Here is a 15,178-nt window from a genome sequence, read left to right as displayed (position 1 = left end):
GCGTCCCGTACACACAGGAGCCGTGCCTTGAACACGCCTGACGCACCCTCGGACACCTCCCGGCCGCCCCGATTCCGCCGACGCCTGCCGTCCGTGCTGGCCGCCGGGCTCGCGGCGGTGCTCCTCGGAACGCTCGGCACCACCACAGCCGTCGCGCGGACCGGGCACCCCGCCCCCGTCGACTGCCCGGCCCGCCTGGCGGACACGGCGACGTGCTACTCCGGCCAGGACGCCGACGGGGCGTACTACACGGTCGCGCTGCCCACCCGGTGGAACGGCTCCCTCGTCGTGCACGCGCACGGGGGTCCCGATCTCGGCGACTCCTCCGATCCCTCCCGCAGCGGCGACGACCTCGCACGGTGGGCGGTGATGGTCGACGAGGGGTACGCGTGGGTCGGCTCCTCCTACCGTCGCGGCGGTTACGGGACGCGCATGGCCGCCGCCGACACCGAGAGCGCACGCCGGCTGTTCGTCTCGGAGTTCGGCAAGCCCGAACGGACGTACGTACACGGCCAGTCCTGGGGCGGAAACGTCGCCGCGAAGGTCGCGGAGGCGTACGGATCCAGGCCCGGGGCGTACGACGGGGCGCTGCTGACCAGCGGCGTCCTCGGCGGAGGCTCGCGTGGATACGACTACCGCGTGGACCTGCGCGTGGTCTACCAGTACTACTGCCACAACCACCCCCGGCCGTCCGAGCCGCAGTACCCGCTGTGGCAGGGGCTGCGGGCGGGCTCGACCATGACGAGCGAGGGGCTGCGCGCCCGTCTGCAGGAGTGCACCGGGTTCGCCTCCGAACCCGCGGAGCGCACCGCGCCGCAGCAGCGCAACCTGGACGACATCCTCGCCGTCACCCGTATTCCGGAGCGCTCGCTCGAATCGCACCTGCGCTTCGCGACGTTCACGTTCCGGGACATCGTGACGAACAGGCTCGGCGGACGGAACCCGTTCGGCAACCGCGGCGTCCGGTACACCGGTTCGCACGACGACAAGGCGCTCGACGCCGGTGTCGAGCGCTTCACCGCCGACCCCACCGCGCACCGCGACCTCTCCTACGACAGTGATCTGACGGGCAAGGTGCCCTTCCCGGTCCTCACCCTGCACGCGATCGGCGACCCGACGGCCTTCGTCGAGCACGAGGCGGCCTACCGCGACACGCTGCGGGCCGCCGGCCGAGGGCGGAACCTCGTCCAGACGTTCACGACGGAGACCGAACACAGCGCACTGAGCGACTCCGAGTACGCCACCTCCCTCGCGGCCCTCGACACCTGGGTGCGCTCGGGTCGCACCCCGACGGCACACTCGGTCGCTGCCTCCTGCGGAACGTACGACCGGACCTACGGGAGCGGGTGCTTCTACGACGACGGCTTCCGCCCCGCGCCGTACGCCTCCTTGGTCCGGCCCAGGCCGGGCGGCCTCGCATGGCCGGCGATGACCGCCACGCAGGAGAAGGCGTGGAGCCGGATCGACGGCGTCGGGATCGCCCCCTGACAGGGGGCCCGACGACGAGGGCGGCTGAGCCCACCCACCCGGCACGGTGCTTGTCCGCCCCGGCGGCACCGCACTAGCGTGTCGGCGTGGATCTCTTCTCACGCTCGTGGACGGCTCTGCGCACCGCGGTCGCCGAGCTTCCGGACGAGGACTTCACGCGGCCGTCCGGATGTACCGGCTGGCTCGTCCGGGACCTGGTCTGTCATCTGGTCATCGACTCCCAGGACGTCCTGATCACGCTCGCGACCCCCGAGGCGACGGAACCGACCCGCGACGCGGTGACCTACTGGGAGGTCACCCGCACGCCGCCGGGCGGCGACGACCCGCTCGACGCGCTGACCGTCCGGCTGGCCGCCGGCACTGACCGGGCGGGGCATCCCACCCGCTCAGCCGACGGCGTCGCCGGGCGCCACCCGGTGGGCCTCCAGCTCCGGTGCTGCCAGCAGATCCGCGATCAGCGCGTCGGACCCGCCGACGTAGGTGCTCACCAGGTCCACGTCACCGCCCAGGCACCAGGCCCGGTCCTGCGGCCACCACAGGTCGGGCAGCTCGGCGAACGCTTCCAGGGACACCGGGGAGACGGCTTCGGCCAAGGTGCCGGAAAGCAGCAGCTCGTCCCGGCCGGGTGTCTCGAAGGTGGGGGTGCGGTCGAAGTCGAAGCGCCCGTAGCCGTTCCACAGGCCGTACCAGCAGCGCTCGGGCGTACGGGTGTGCCGCGCCAGGACGGGGATCAGAACAGAGGCGACAGCCGGCGGGGTAGGGCCCTCCGCCGGGTGCTCGTCCCAGATGCCGGGCAGGCCGTACTCGGAGACGTTCTGGTAGTCGCGGTCCATCCCGATCAGCGCATGCCAGTCCGTGCCGGGTGCCACCTCACGCCCGTAGGCGGAGGCGACCGCCGACCACCTCACCGGCCGCTCGTCCAGCTCGGCCGGATGCAGGATCCGTGCGTAGGCGGCGTATCCGGGCGCGGCGACGCCCGCCACCGTTCCGAAGCCGCCGTAGCCGGAGGCGCCTCGGGTGATCCAGTCGGTCGGACTGAGATCGTCGCCCTCCACGCGCAGAAGCCCGTACCTCTCGGGAGCGGGTTCGCGGTGCACCATGCCGTAGTCGTTCACCCAGCGCAGTCTGCCTTGTCGGGCCCCGGCGTGCAGGGGGCGCGGGGAGCCGTACGCGCGGTGATCGCAGCCCTCAGCCCACCGGGGAGATGTCGTTCCTGGAGGTGACGTTCAGCTTTCGCATGATCCGCGCCACGTGGTGCTCGACGGTCCGCGTGGACAGGACGAGGCTCTCGGCGATGTCCCGGTTGGCCCGCCCCTGGACGACCAGACGGGCCACCTCCTGCTCGCGTGGGGAGAGCTCGTCGCCGTAGCCGAGGCGACCGCGGCGATGGGTGGTGACGATGTCGTGGCGGCGCAGCATCCGCTGGCAGCGGGCCACGTCCCAGCGGGCGCCCAGTTCCCGGTACACCTCCAGCACCTCCTGGATGGCGCCGGCCGCCGTCTCCCCGTGCCGGCTGAGCAGGCAGCGCCCGCGGGCCTCCGCGGCCCGGGACGCGTCGAAGGGGCGGCCGAGCCGTACCCACTGCGCCTCCGCGTCCGCCCACAGCCGGATCGCCTCGTCCGGCTGGTCCTCGGCCTCGGCGAGCCACGCCTGGCACATGGTCAGCGCGGTCCGGGCGGCGGGCGCGTCACGATCCGCCGTCCCCGCGGCGAAGTCCGCGACCAGCCGTCGAGCCCGTGCGGTCTGCCCGCTGCCGACGAGGGCCTCCACCGCAGTCGGTGCGACCTCTCCGGCCCACACCCAGCCGCCGGTCCGGTCGAGTCGGTGCAGGGTCTCCTCCACGGCGTCGCACGCCTGCCCGGGCCGTCCGGCCTCCAGATGGACGCGAGCGATGGCGGCGGCGGACGCGGTGAGGATGACGCCGGTGTCGTAGCGGGTGATGCGGGTGGCGTCCGTGAGATCGCGCCGCGCCCGGGGTACGTCACCCAGGACGTGCAGGGCGGTCAGCCCCCGGACCAGCAGGGCCTCGGCTGTCAGGTCGGGTATCTCCCGGTAGAGCCTGGCGGTGTGGCCGGCCGCCTCGTGCAGTCCGTGCCAGCGGCTCCCGTGCCAGGCGAGCACCAGGCGGGCGGTCTGGGTGAGCCCCTCCACGTACGGGCTGCTGGTCTCCGCGAGCCCGTCGGTCGCCCGGTCGAGGAACTCCTGGGCCCGCACGTCGTACCCCAGGGCGGTGGCGGCGTGTGCCAGGTTGGTCCACCCCCGGGTGTGGTGCGCGGCCTCGATGGCGGTCGCGGCCGGCCCGTGCAGCGTCTCCGCGGCGGCCCAGGCCCGGTGGTCGCCGAGCAGCATCAGGGCGGTGGCCCGGTTGGCGGCGATGGAGGCCCGGGCCACAGGGTCGGTGACCTGGCCGGCGAGCGCCTCACCGCGGTCCAGCCACTCCTGGTGCCGACCGATGGCCCATCCCTTGATGGAGGGGATGGCGGCGACCGCCATGGCGCGGGCCGCGGTCTGCGGGTCGGACATCTCCAGGTCGGGAATGGCCTGGGCGACCTCGTTGAGGCTGTCGAGGGCGCCTCCACTCTGATTGCGCAGGACGACGCTCAACTGCAGCCGGATCTCACCGCGCACCCGGGGCGGCGGGTCGTCCTCCTCCAGCACCCGCCGTACCGCGGTCACCACCTCCTCCCCGGCACGGGCCAGATGGGCCGTGCGTGCCAGTTTCTCGGCGGTGTGGACACGTCCCGCCGCGCGGGGGTCCTCGACGACGGCCTGGGTGTAGAGGGTGGTGGCGGTGGAGTAGTCGCCGGCCGTCGCAGCCCGGTCGGCGGCGACGACGAGGCAGCGCAGGCTCTCGCGTATCCGCCCGGCGGCCCTGTACAGCCGGGCGAGGTCGGCCAACGGCAGCGGGCCGCCCCCCGCCCGTCGCAGTGCCCGGGCGGCGCGCAGGCTCAGTCCGGCCAGGCGTGGTCCGGGTATCCGGGCCAGTGCGGTCTCGCGATCCAACGGGTGCCGGAAGCCCGGGTACGGCCCGACGGCCCGCAGCACCGCTCCGCGTACGCACATGTCCAGGGCCGCCCCGGCCCGCTCGGGTGCGATGCCCGCCACCTCGGCGAGGACGCCGAGGGGCACAGCCCGGTCGAGCACCGCCGCCGCGTCCACGATGCGGTGCGCGTCCTCGTCGAGCCGCACACACCGCTGGGCGAACTCCAGCCGCACCCGCGGCGGGACGCCGGCCTCCCGTACGGCGGCGGCCACGACCCCGGCCGGCGGGCCGTCCTCCCCGCCGGCGCGGACACCGCTCTGCGCCGCCGCATGCGCGCCGCCGGCCCGCCCCGCCCGCGTGTCGCCCGTAGTCCTCGGAGCGCCCTCCCCGCCCGCCCGCCACAGCGCGTCGCCCGCCTCCTGCAGCAGCGCGCGGGCCACCCCGGGAAGACCGCCGCTCAGGCGGTGCACCAGCCCCGCCACCTCACCGTGCTCCTCGGTCCACCCCGGCCGGGCGTCCAGCCACTGCCGGACGAACTCCTCCGTCTCCCCGGGAACCCAGGGCTGAACGCGGACCTCCTCGACCCGCACCCGCGCCGGTACGCGCACGCCGACGCCGGGCAGTCCGGGCGCGGCGTCCTCGGTGAGGACCAGCCGCAGCCGGGGCGGCATCGCGGCCATCAGGTGGCGCAGCAGGCCGAGCGTCGAGGGGTCCGCGTGCTGGAGGTCCTCCACGACCAGCACGGAGTCGCCGATCGCCGTCAGGAGTCGCTGGACCGCGCGGGGCAGCAGCCCGCGCCGCACCTCGGGGTCGGCCGCCGCCGCGGGCGGTGGCGGCAGCCGGTCGGCGAGCTCGGGTACGACGAGCCCCACGACTCCGGTCAGGGAAGGCAGTGCTCGGCCGGGAGCGCCGACCGGTCGGTGAGGCAGTCCCGCCAGAGCGTCGGCGACGGGCCCCAGCGGCGCCGGGTCCATCACGTCGGGACAGACCCCGCGCAGGTGTGTCCACCCGGCACACTCTGCTCCGCCGAGTACCTCGTCCACCAGCCGGGAGACGCCGGTACCGGCTTCCCCTCGGACCACCACGACGCTGGGCCCGTCCCGCAGCGCCCTCCGCAACCGCCGTGCCTCCTCGACCCGTCCGACGAATCCGCCGCCGGTGATCTCCGCGCCGTGTTCCGTCTCGGCACCTCGTGCTTCCACGGCTCCGCCTCCCGACGACCACTCGTCCCCGCACCGCGCACCGGGGCCCGTCGACCCGGCCCGGCTCTCCGGCCGGACCACGGCCTCCGCTGCGCACGTGGTCTACCCCGCCGAACGCCCGGGCCGCAATAGGGGTTCACCACCTACGAAATGCCGGCGCCCTCACCCGGTCCCGGTCCCGTCCGTGGCGACCCGCGCGGAGACACCCCCCGGGACGGCCACCATGTCGTCCGGGCCCGCAGGGGCCACCGTCCGCGCCGTCACTTCTTAGGTACCGCTACGGATTGCGGGACCTCTCCCGCACGACCGAAGCTCTGGGCAGCCCGAAATCGCCAACACCGTACGCCGGGTTCCGGCCGACGGAACCGGGACAGGGGGCGGCTGCACACCCCCAGCCGTCCGGCGTGACCGAGCCCGTGCCGCGCGGCCCCCTCCGTGCGGCACAGCGCTCGTCCCGCCACCCGTGGACGCCGTGACCCGAAGGCGCCGCGCGACCGTCATCCACGCCCCAGCTTCGTTCATGTCATGACCTTGACACGTCGATCATGGGCGCGGGCACACCCCGCCCACGGTGACTGCCCCGAACCGGCCGGCGGCGCCGGCCACCCCTACGCCTCGCACCTGGCCCACGCACAACCGACAAAGGGAGAAACCATGGAGTTCGACGCCCGCGTCCTCCGGCGTGCACTCGCCGTCTGCGCCAGCGCCGCCCTGCTCGCCGGGGCCGCCACGACCACGGGGGCGACAGCGGCCCCCGTACCTCCGCCCGGCGGTGAAGGCCGCATCGTCGGCGCCGACCGCCCCGGTGCGGTCGAGGGTTCCTACATCGTCACCTTCAAGGACTCGGTCCCGCGCGGGGACGTACCCGCCTCCGCGAAGGCACTGGCCAAGCGGCACGCCGGCAGCCTGCGCTACACCTACACCGCCGCCCTGCGGGGCTTCGCCGTACGGATGACGGAGGCCCGGGCCGAGGAACTCGCCGCCGACCCCTCGGTGGCCCGTGTGGAAGCCGACGCCGCGGCCTACGCGGTCGACACCCAGACCTCCCCGCCCTCCTGGGGCGTGGACCGTGTCGACCAGCGTGACCTGCCGGTGGACAGCAGCTACACCTACAGCACCCCCGCCTCCGGCGTGAACGCGTACATCGTGGACACCGGCATCCGGATGAGCCACCGCGACTTCGGTGGCCGGGCGGTGAGCGGCTACGACTTCATCGACAACGACAGCAACGCGTCCGACTGCGCGGGGCACGGCACCCACGTCGCCGGGACCGTCGGTGGCAGCGCGTACGGAGTCGCCAAGGGCGTCGGACTGATCGGCGTCCGCGTGCTCAACTGCCAGGGCAGCTCGGGCGACACCTGGGCCCCGGTCCTCGCCGGTATCGACTGGGTCACCAGGAACGCGGCGAAGCCGTCCGTGGCCAACATGAGCATCGGCGGCGGCAGAACCCAGTCGGTGAACGACGCCGTCGCCACCTCCATATCCTCCGGCATCACCTGGGTGGTAGCGGCGGGCAACAACAACGCCGACGCCTGCTCGTACTCTCCGGCCTCCACCCCGTCGGCCGTCACGGTCGGCGCGACGAACAGCCGGGACGCCCGTGCCAGCGGCTGGTCCAACGGCCAGGGCTCCAACTACGGTTCCTGCCTGGACCTCTTCGCCCCCGGCGACAGCATCGTCTCCACGTCCAACTCCGGCGACACGGCGTCCCAGTCGATGAGCGGTACGTCCATGGCCTCCCCCCACGTCGCCGGCGCGGCCGCCCTGCTGCTCGCCGCCAACCCGACATGGACCCCGGCCCAGGTCCGCGACAGGCTGGTCGCCGACGCCACCCCCGACAAGGTCACCGACGTCCGCACCGGCTCGCCGAACAAGCTGCTGTACACAGGTGCCGGCACCACCACCCCGCCGCCCGCAGGTGAGAGGTTCGAGAACACCGACGACTACCAGATCCGCGACAACGCCACCGTCGAGTCACCGCTGCCGGTCACCGGCCTCACCGGCAACGCGCCTTCGGACCTCGCCGTCACCGTGGACATCCGCCACACCTTCCGCGGAGACCTCAAGGTCGACCTGATCGCCCCCGACGGCACCGCCTACCCGCTGAAGACCTACAACAGCAACGACGGCGCCGACAACGTGCAGGCCACCTACACGGTCAACGCCTCCGGCGAGACCGCGAGCGGCACCTGGAAGCTGCGCGTCTCCGACAACTGGGTCAACGACACCGGTTACGTCAACGCCTGGTCGCTCCAGTTCTGACCCCCGCCACCCCACACACCCGGCACGACACGACAGCTCATGGCGCCGCCCCGTCCTCGCTCCCCGAGGGCCGGGCGGCGGCTTCATGAGCCCGGCGCACCCCGGGCCGAGCGAGGGGGACGACGGCCCGAGGGGCGAGCTCGGGGCACGTGATTCCAGAGTGGAGCCGCTCAGCGGCACCAGGTCCTCCTGTGCTGGAGCCCGTTGTCATTCGCCGGCCCCGGACCGGGCCGGCCCGCTGTCATGACCTGAGGGACCGGTTTCTGCCCGGGGCGCGCGACCGGCGTGACAGAGCGGTTCACGTACACGGTCGGACGCTGACCGAACAGCAGCGGCAGGAGAACCCGTCGCCTCGTCCAGGGGATGACGCTTGGCGACGCCCGGAAGGCGCTGCCGGCGGTGCTCGACATCACCGAGTCGGCGCACGGGAAGCCCGACGTCTCCGATCACGGCAAGGACGGCTCCCGCTCCCACGAGCTCGACGCCGTGCCTGACGACGCTGTCGGCCGCCTGGCGGGTGCGCTCCAGGCCCGCACGAACGTGGAAGCCCCCCAAGGCTCTTGCCCCTGCTCCTGACGACTGCGGGGCAGGTCGAAATCGTTCGGCCGGTCTGTGGCCCCGTCCTATGGTTCCGGGATGAGTAACTCTGCTGCGGCTGCTGTCCTCACCACGGCCGACCTGTCTGAAGCGATACGTGCGGTGCGTGCCTTGCTGGTCATCGCGGACATCGGTCGGGGGGAGGTCGACTTCGAAGCCGTGATCAGGTCGCCGGATGTCCTGGCGCACGTACGTGACGTACTGCCCGACCTCGAATGGTGGGCGTCGGCCGACAAGGAGCGCGGCTCGTCGGAGTGCGGCGACGACCCCGCGGCCTGCCTGCCGATCCGCGTGTTCGACTGGGGTCGTCCGCTGGACCGCGCGGAGCCCTTCATCGCCGCCCTGGGGCCAGAAGCCGCAGCTGTTCGGTGGGATCTGGACGCGTGGCCCGCCGTTCCCGAAGCGGGGCTGGAGGCGATCTCGCAGACGTACGCGTACCTCACGCTGACGGTGAATTCCCGGGACCTCTACCAGGACGAACCGTCGCAGGACCACACCATCCACGTGCACGCCCGGGACCGGAACGGTGACCAGATCGCCCGCGTCCCCTGGCTCGCCGATCAAGTGGGCGGCCGGTTCACAGGCAGGGTGGAGACGGCGAACCTGTAACCCACGCACCACCGCCGTCTCCCTCTGCGTCTGTCTCTGTCACATGATCGGCCGGAAGACAGGTGCAGCTTCACGCGGTGTCACTCGACCGAGGCGATCCGCGCCGGACTGCTCCGGTCGGTCAGGGCACGACGTCCAGCTTGGCGGCGACGAGTTCGGAGCGGGCCAGCTCCAGCAGCCGGCCCATCCAGTTCCGTCCTTCGAGCCCGTGTTCCCCCCAGAAGGCGGATCCGACCTCGGTGTAGATCAGTCTGGTGGCGCCTGTGGCCATCAGGGTCTCGGCGAACTCGGGGTGTTGCTGGAATTTCGCGCGCAGCAGGCGCGTCATGACGGCGACCCGAACCTGGGGCCAGTCGTCGCGCAGAGCGGAACCCTCGGCGAGCTTCTGCGCGTCATACGGCCTTTCCGCGCCGAGGATCTCGGCCTGTCGGTGTTCGTCGGCGACCGCCAGCACCCAGTAGGCGTGCGCGACCGTGGGGTAGGTCCGGTTGCCGATGACGAGCGGCGACGGGAATTCGTTGCGCAGCACGAGGGTGCCCGGGTTCTCGGGCCAGCCGCGCGGGAAGACCACCTGGTTGATAAGGACGCTGCTCTCGGCCGGTTCGGTCGGGCCGTCGGCGGGCGTCTTCGTCTCGTACCGCTTTCGCAGCTGCTCGCGCTCCGCGAAGTACTCCAGGGCGGAGGCATGCATCTCGTCGGTGACATCGACGGTGCTTCCGCCCCACAGCTCGATCTGCTTCTCCGGACCGGCCACGATCACCCGGAGGGGGAAATCCTTGCGGTCCATGTCACCCAGGGCGTATCTCCGCAGGTGTTCCGGGATGGCTTCGTAGGCTTCTCGAACAGCGTTCCGGTTGGCCTCGGTCGGCGCGTCTCGGAATACGTCAACGGCGGCAAGGCAGCGACCGGTGGAATCCGGAACGCCGTTGAGCTGGTCGATGTCGTCGCGGACCTCGCCGAGCAGCATCTCAGGCGTCAGCCAGCTCTTCGGCTCGGCGAACTTCCACGAGGCGAGGTGGTGGGCCGATGCCCGGGCGCCTTCGGGCAGGTCGGTGGCGACCCATCCGGAGGCGAGCTTGCCGGCGAAGCCGTCCAGGGTCTCCAGACCCCAGCAGTCGACCATTCCGTCGGCGTAGATCAGCAGGTCGGTGAGGAAGTGGTCCCCGCCGTTGCGGATGAAGGCGTGCCGCCAGGTGCCCTCAACGCGTTCGCCGTCCACGTTCCGCCACGTCCGCCGCCGTATCGCCATGCGCGACAGGGTAGCTGTTCGGGCTCCCACAAGATCGGGATCCAACGGCTTCCGCCGTGCCCTCGCAACGACTCGGGTGGCGACGGCCGGACGAACTCCCCGTCGGCATCGGACGGTTCACGGCGACCTGTCACCACCCCGTGATCCACGAGCCGAGCCCCTTCGCGGGCACCACTAGAGCCGCATGTCGTGAGTGACGGGATCGGCGGCCTCCGTCCGGGACACGTACACGAACTCCGCGTGCGGGGCGTGGCCTGCCGCCGACACGATGAGCGTGTGGCTTCCCGGCCGGAGTCCCTCGACGCGGTACCGGCCCGCCCGGACGGGCCCCGCCGCGACCCGCTTTCCCCGGGCGTCGATCACCGTGACCCAGCCGGAGCACCCCGCAGGGTGTTCGCCGCACCGGACGGCGCCGGTGGCGGTGACTCCTCCGTACGAGGCGGGCGAGGCGTCCGCCGCTTCCGTCGCCGGAACCCGGGCCGTCCGGGGCGCGGGAGCGACCGGCGTACGAGAGGGGTTCACCCCTGCGCCCGCGCCTCCACCCGCGGTCGCCGGGTGCGCGGCCCACTGCGCCACCAGTGCCTGGGTGCGGCGTTCCCTCGGGGAACCCGCCGTCGCCTCGCACGCGTTGTCGTGCACGGTGAGGCCGCACCGTTCCGCGTACCCGGCGAGCGTCTCGTCCAGTGCGGCCAGCTCCCGCAGCGCCGTGCGCATGCGCGCCGCCCGCGGTCCGGGCGGTGCCTTGTCCAGGTCCGCCCTCATCTCCCGTAGCAGGGGGCTCACCCTCTGCCAGCCCTCCTCGGGCTCACCGGTCGTCAGTGAGCGGTCCAGAGCGCGCAGCGAACGGCTCAGCGTCGAGGTGACGCGAGCGAAGCGTTCGGCCGACCGGGGCGCCAGATCGATGTCGACGTCCGCCGCCGCGGCCAGCGCGCGGGCGTGACCGGTGGCCGTGGTGAGCAGGGCGGTGCGGTTGTCCGCGTCACGTCCCCGCAGGCCGCGCGGCATCCGGACCAGCGGACGTGCCAGGCTCACGACCTGGAACAGGGCGGAGTCGACCGCGCGGGCGGCTCCGCGCAGCCGGACGGGGGCGTCGGGGTTCTCCCAGCGCAGGGCGAGCTGCGCCACGAGGTCGTCGACGGCGGACACGTAGCCGCGCTCGGCCTCCCGTGTGATGCGCCGGCTGGACAGCGGGAAGATCAGCGCGGCGCACGCGGTCGCGACGAGTATGCCGAGGCCGTTGTCCAGCAGGCGCTCGCCGAGCAGGTGGTCCATGCCGTCGTAGGGGGTCGTCAGCCCGTACAACTGCACCAGAGCCACCACCAGTCCCACGACCCACAGGGCGTACGCGCGCTGCATCCCCCACGCGCCGAGGGTGAGGCCCGCGACGATGACGGCCAGTGTGCCGTAGACGTGACCGGGGCCCATCAGATGCAGCAGCGTGATCCCGAGCACCGCGCCGATCACGGTGCCCGCCATGCGGTGGCCGAACTTGCGCAGACGCTCGTGCGTCGTGTTCGTGCCGAAGAGAGTGATCATCACGCCGACCAGACCCCAGTAGAAGCGCTGCGGGTCGATCGCGTCGGTGAGGGGACAGACGACGGCCGCGGCGATCCCGGCGTGCAGGGGCGCACGTACGTAGGGGACCGCCCGACGCCAGCTCTTCTCCGTCCGAGCGGCGAGGACACGCTGGGTCGCGGCCGCCGATCCGGCGGGGCGGTCGCGCTCCAGGGCCACGGTCGGCTGGAAGGGGACCTGCGCCGGGGAGTCCGGGGTGCTCCAGCCCAGCGAGAGCCAGCGGGAGAGCGAGCCGGCCAGCGAGTCGAGGAGGTGCGCCACGCGGTGGGCCGCCTCGACGGTCTCCGCCTGCCCGTCCCCACCGCGGTCGTCGCGCACACGGTCGGCCTGACGGCGGATGCGCTCGGCGGCCGGGCGCAGGCCCTGGGCGCTGCCGAGGGGTGTGTCCCGCGCGATGACGAGACCGACGGTCATCGCCTCGCGCAGCTGCGGTGGCACGTCGAGGCGGGTCAGGTCCTGCACGGCGCGGCCGATGCCGCGCAGGGCCAGTTCCGCGTCGAAGAGGTGCCGGTGCAGCAGCTCGGCCATGTCGGGGTCGGCGGCGACCTCCGGCTGGGCGAGCCGGCCGTCGATGGTGACCGTGGTGACGTTGAGGTGGTGCAGGGCGCGCGCCATCCGGCGTACGGCCCGCTCCTGGTCGGCGTCGGGGTCCAGCGCCTCGACGGCCGCGTCCGCCACCCGACGGGCTTCCACGACGAAGGCGCGCTGGGTGCGCAGCAGGTCCTCGCGCGGCATCGGGTAGCACAGCAGCAACCGCGTCAGGAGTACGGCGACGGCGGAGACCAGGGCGACGGCGAAGGCCTTGCCCGTCACGGCCGACGGGATGTTCGCCATCATGCCGACCATCAGGCCGTTGAAGAGCATCATGCCCGTGAGCAGGTGCAGCGGGCCGAACCGGGCGAGGAAGAAGGTGAGTGCCAGCGCGACCACCATCAAGGTGATCTCCAGGCCGCGGTCGCCGTGCAGCTCGGCGGCCAGCCACAGGACGGCGGCGTAGGGGAAGGGCATCCACAGGATGGCGCGGCTGAGCCGCTGCCAGGTGTTCTCGGCGACGGCGAAGGCGCTCATCAGGCCCATCATCCCGCCGACCATCATGCCGATCATGGCCGGGACGTCCAGGGCACGGGCCATCCCGTAGCCGACCGCGAGGGAGGTCACCATCGCGACGAGCGTGCGCCATCCCGCCTGGAGCTGTCCGAGGCCTGGATCCGCCGCGAGAACCCAGTCCCACCGCCGCCGGGGTCCGCCCACCCGGTGCGGTGCCACGGCGCGCACGGCCGTGGGCGCGGGGGGCGTGGGCGGTGTGCGTTCCGGTGCCGTGTCCGACTGCCTGGTGCCTGGGCTGATCAAAAGGGCTCCGAATCCATCGCGTTCAACAGGGTGGTGAGGGCGTCCCGGGCGGCACCCACGGCGCGCTCGGAGTCGTCGACGCCCGCGTCGAGACCTCGCAGGAGCGCCGCGGCCATCCGCCGACGCCCCCGGTCGAGCAGTTCCCGTCCGGCCGGCGTCAGGGACGCCTCCACGACACGCCGGTCGGCCGCGCGTCGTTCGCGCGTGGCCAGACCGCGCTCCTCGAGGCCCTGCAGCACCACGGTCACGCGGGGCTGGGCCATACCGGTGTGCGCGGCGAGAACGGTGACCCGGCGGGGGCCGTCCTCCAGGGAGTCGAGTACGGCCACCTGGCTGCGGCCGAGCCCGAAGTCGCCGGTGCGGAAGAGTGTCTGCGAGAGCCGTCCGATGCCTCGGAGGAGGCCCCGAGCGGCGCTTTCGATGCGCTGCTCGTCGGTGGGGCCTGCCGGGGACGACGATTGATGCATATGGCAATTATATATATGTCAAGAGTCGAGCCGGAACCATGGACGGGCAAAATGCCCGCCCCGTCCGCGTGTCCGGCGATACCGGGGCGTACGGAAGCGGCCCCTGCGGCTGCGGCCCCCGGATCATGAGTCCGGAGCCGCCCGTCGCAGGGGCCGCAGCCCGATCCCGCCGATGTCCTCAGGGCGACAGGCCGGGCGCCCGCCCGGCCCGCGTGAGGCGGTGCAGCGCGCGCACCAGGGCCTCGACGCCCGCCTCCGCCTTGGACCGGGGACACCCGACGTTCAGCCGCAGCCATCCCGGCGCGCCGTAGGCGGCGCCGGGCATGATGGCCACCTTCTCCACCTCGACGAGCTCGCGCTGGAGGGCATCGTCGTCGACGCCCAGCGGCCGGAGGTCGATCCAGGCGAGATATCCGGCCTGCGGAGGCTCCCAGCCGAGCCCCAGGAACTCCTCGCGGAGCCGGTCGGCGACCATCGTGAGGTTCCCCGCGAGATACGCGCGCAGGGCGTCCAGCCAGGGGCCCCCCTCCCTGTACGCGGCGATGTGGCCCACCAGCGACAGCACGGCGGGGGAGGAGAGGCCGTCCGCCTCCTTGAGCTGCCTCAGATACGCGTCACGGGACACGGGATCGCCCATGATCCCGTAACTGCCGGTCAGCGCCGGAATGTTGAACGACTTGGACGCCGAGGTGACCACGGCCCACCGGCCCTCGCCGCCGATTCCCGCCCAGGGGCGGTGGACATGCGGGGCATGAGCCAGGTCGGAGTGGATCTCGTCACTGATCACGGCGACGCCGTGCCGCTCGCACAGCCGCGCCATGCGCTCCAGCTCGGCCTGGGACCAGACCCTGCCCGTCGGGTTGTGCGGGGAACAGAGGAGCAGCACGGCCGTGTCGGGCAGCGCCAGGAGCCGTTCCAGCTCCGCCCGGTCGTCGAGCGGGCACTCCAGCAGCCGCCGCCCGTGGGCCGCCACCGTCCTGGGGAACGCGTCGTACATGGGGGTGTGGGCGACCACGCCGTCACCGGGACGCGACCAGAGCCGGAGCAGCTGCGACACCTGGTAGACGACGGAGGGCGCGTAGACGACCGACGCGGGATCGACGGTGGTCGCGTGCCTCGTCGCGTACCAGTGGACGATCGCGGAGAGGAAGTCGTCCTGGCGCCACCGCGAGTAACCCAGCACGCCGTGGTCCAGGCGGCCGCGGAGCGCGGTCATGATCTCCGGGGCGGTCTCGAAGTCCATGTCGGAGATCGTGAACGGCAGCAGGCCGGGGACGCCGAAGCGGTCCTCGACGTAGTCCCACTGCGTGCACCAGGTGCCGTGCCGGTCCACCGGGGTGCCGAAGTCGTAGGGGTCCCGGGTGGCCCCGGTCGCCCCGGGGGAAGTGGTGGCCAT

General features: G+C 72.8%; 10 protein-coding genes and 1 pseudogene. 5 read left to right on the top strand and 6 right to left on the bottom strand.

The features are described 5' to 3' along the window. Nucleotides 1-27: 27 nt before the first annotated feature. Entirely contained in the window at nucleotides 28-1,488 is a 1,461-nt protein-coding gene (locus OG488_RS04355) for an alpha/beta hydrolase family protein (protein WP_406461004.1), read from the top strand. Between the two features lie 86 nt (nucleotides 1,489-1,574). Next, a pseudogene (locus OG488_RS39220) lies at nucleotides 1,575-1,844 on the top strand (maleylpyruvate isomerase N-terminal domain-containing protein); the annotation flags it as partial. 30 nt (nucleotides 1,845-1,874) lie between these two features. Here the strand turns inward: OG488_RS39220 and OG488_RS39215 are convergent. Together OG488_RS39215 and OG488_RS04345 are read right to left on the bottom strand one after the other, a co-directional pair. Beyond that, nucleotides 1,875-2,603 carry a hypothetical protein gene (locus OG488_RS39215; RefSeq protein ID WP_443074208.1) on the bottom strand — a complete coding sequence of 243 codons (729 nt, stop codon included), beginning with the start codon at nucleotides 2,601-2,603 and terminating at the stop codon, nucleotides 1,875-1,877. 73 nt (nucleotides 2,604-2,676) lie between these two features. Then, the gene (locus tag OG488_RS04345) at nucleotides 2,677-5,673 is read right to left on the bottom strand and encodes a LuxR C-terminal-related transcriptional regulator (protein ID WP_329226075.1); all 2,997 of its coding nucleotides are present in this window, start codon (nucleotides 5,671-5,673) and stop codon (nucleotides 2,677-2,679) included. Between the two features lie 654 nt (nucleotides 5,674-6,327). On the opposite strand from OG488_RS04345, the gene OG488_RS04340 reads away from it, so the two are divergent. The 3 genes from OG488_RS04340 (at nucleotide 6,328) to OG488_RS04330 (ending at nucleotide 9,141) form a co-directional block, all read left to right on the top strand. Beyond that, entirely contained in the window at nucleotides 6,328-7,935 is a 1,608-nt protein-coding gene (locus OG488_RS04340; RefSeq protein ID WP_329226073.1) for a S8 family peptidase, read from the top strand. Nucleotides 7,936-8,298: 363 nt separating this feature from the next. Next, the gene (locus OG488_RS04335; protein WP_329226071.1) at nucleotides 8,299-8,511 is read left to right on the top strand and encodes a hypothetical protein; all 213 of its coding nucleotides are present in this window, start codon (nucleotides 8,299-8,301) and stop codon (nucleotides 8,509-8,511) included. A 60-nt stretch (nucleotides 8,512-8,571) separates the two neighbouring features. Beyond that, nucleotides 8,572-9,141: a hypothetical protein gene (locus tag OG488_RS04330; RefSeq protein ID WP_329226070.1), complete on the top strand. Its 570-nt coding sequence runs from the start codon at nucleotides 8,572-8,574 to the stop codon at nucleotides 9,139-9,141. Between the two features lie 121 nt (nucleotides 9,142-9,262). On the opposite strand, the gene OG488_RS04325 is transcribed toward OG488_RS04330, so the two are convergent. From OG488_RS04325 to OG488_RS04310, 4 genes are all read right to left on the bottom strand, one after another. Then, complete coding sequence (locus OG488_RS04325) at nucleotides 9,263-10,390, bottom strand: NADAR family protein (protein ID WP_329226069.1); 1,128 nt, start codon at nucleotides 10,388-10,390, stop codon at nucleotides 9,263-9,265. Between the two features lie 174 nt (nucleotides 10,391-10,564). Beyond that, nucleotides 10,565-13,126 carry an FUSC family protein gene (locus OG488_RS04320; RefSeq protein ID WP_329226067.1) on the bottom strand — a complete coding sequence of 854 codons (2,562 nt, stop codon included), beginning with the start codon at nucleotides 13,124-13,126 and terminating at the stop codon, nucleotides 10,565-10,567. A gap of 185 nt (nucleotides 13,127-13,311) precedes the next feature. Next, nucleotides 13,312-13,782: a MarR family winged helix-turn-helix transcriptional regulator gene (locus OG488_RS04315; RefSeq protein WP_329226065.1), complete on the bottom strand. Its 471-nt coding sequence runs from the start codon at nucleotides 13,780-13,782 to the stop codon at nucleotides 13,312-13,314. Nucleotides 13,783-13,960: 178 nt separating this feature from the next. Beyond that, entirely contained in the window at nucleotides 13,961-15,178 is a 1,218-nt protein-coding gene (locus OG488_RS04310; protein ID WP_329226063.1) for a MalY/PatB family protein, read from the bottom strand.

Source organism: Streptomyces sp. NBC_01460 (assembly GCF_036227405.1).
Lineage (GTDB): Bacteria > Actinomycetota > Actinomycetes > Streptomycetales > Streptomycetaceae > Streptomyces.
Note: the sequence above shows the minus strand (reverse complement) of the source record. Positions and strands in the feature narration are given on the sequence as shown.

What these genes read in the sequence shown, in the direction of transcription:
- OG488_RS04320 (WP_329226067.1), bottom strand. Translation starts at nt 13,126, where the DNA reads ATGGTGACCTCCCTCGCGGTCGGCTACGGGATGGCCCGTGCCCTGGAC.
- OG488_RS04330 (WP_329226070.1), top strand. Translation starts at nt 8,572, where the DNA reads ATGAGTAACTCTGCTGCGGCTGCTGTCCTCACCACGGCCGACCTGTCT.
- OG488_RS04335 (WP_329226071.1), top strand. Translation starts at nt 8,299, where the DNA reads ATGACGCTTGGCGACGCCCGGAAGGCGCTGCCGGCGGTGCTCGACATC.
- OG488_RS04315 (WP_329226065.1), bottom strand. Translation starts at nt 13,782, where the DNA reads ATGCATCAATCGTCGTCCCCGGCAGGCCCCACCGACGAGCAGCGCATC.
- OG488_RS04325 (WP_329226069.1), bottom strand. Translation starts at nt 10,390, where the DNA reads ATGGCGATACGGCGGCGGACGTGGCGGAACGTGGACGGCGAACGCGTT.
- OG488_RS04310 (WP_329226063.1), bottom strand. Translation starts at nt 15,178, where the DNA reads ATGGCCACCACTTCCCCCGGGGCGACCGGGGCCACCCGGGACCCCTAC.
- OG488_RS04340 (WP_329226073.1), top strand. Translation starts at nt 6,328, where the DNA reads ATGGAGTTCGACGCCCGCGTCCTCCGGCGTGCACTCGCCGTCTGCGCC.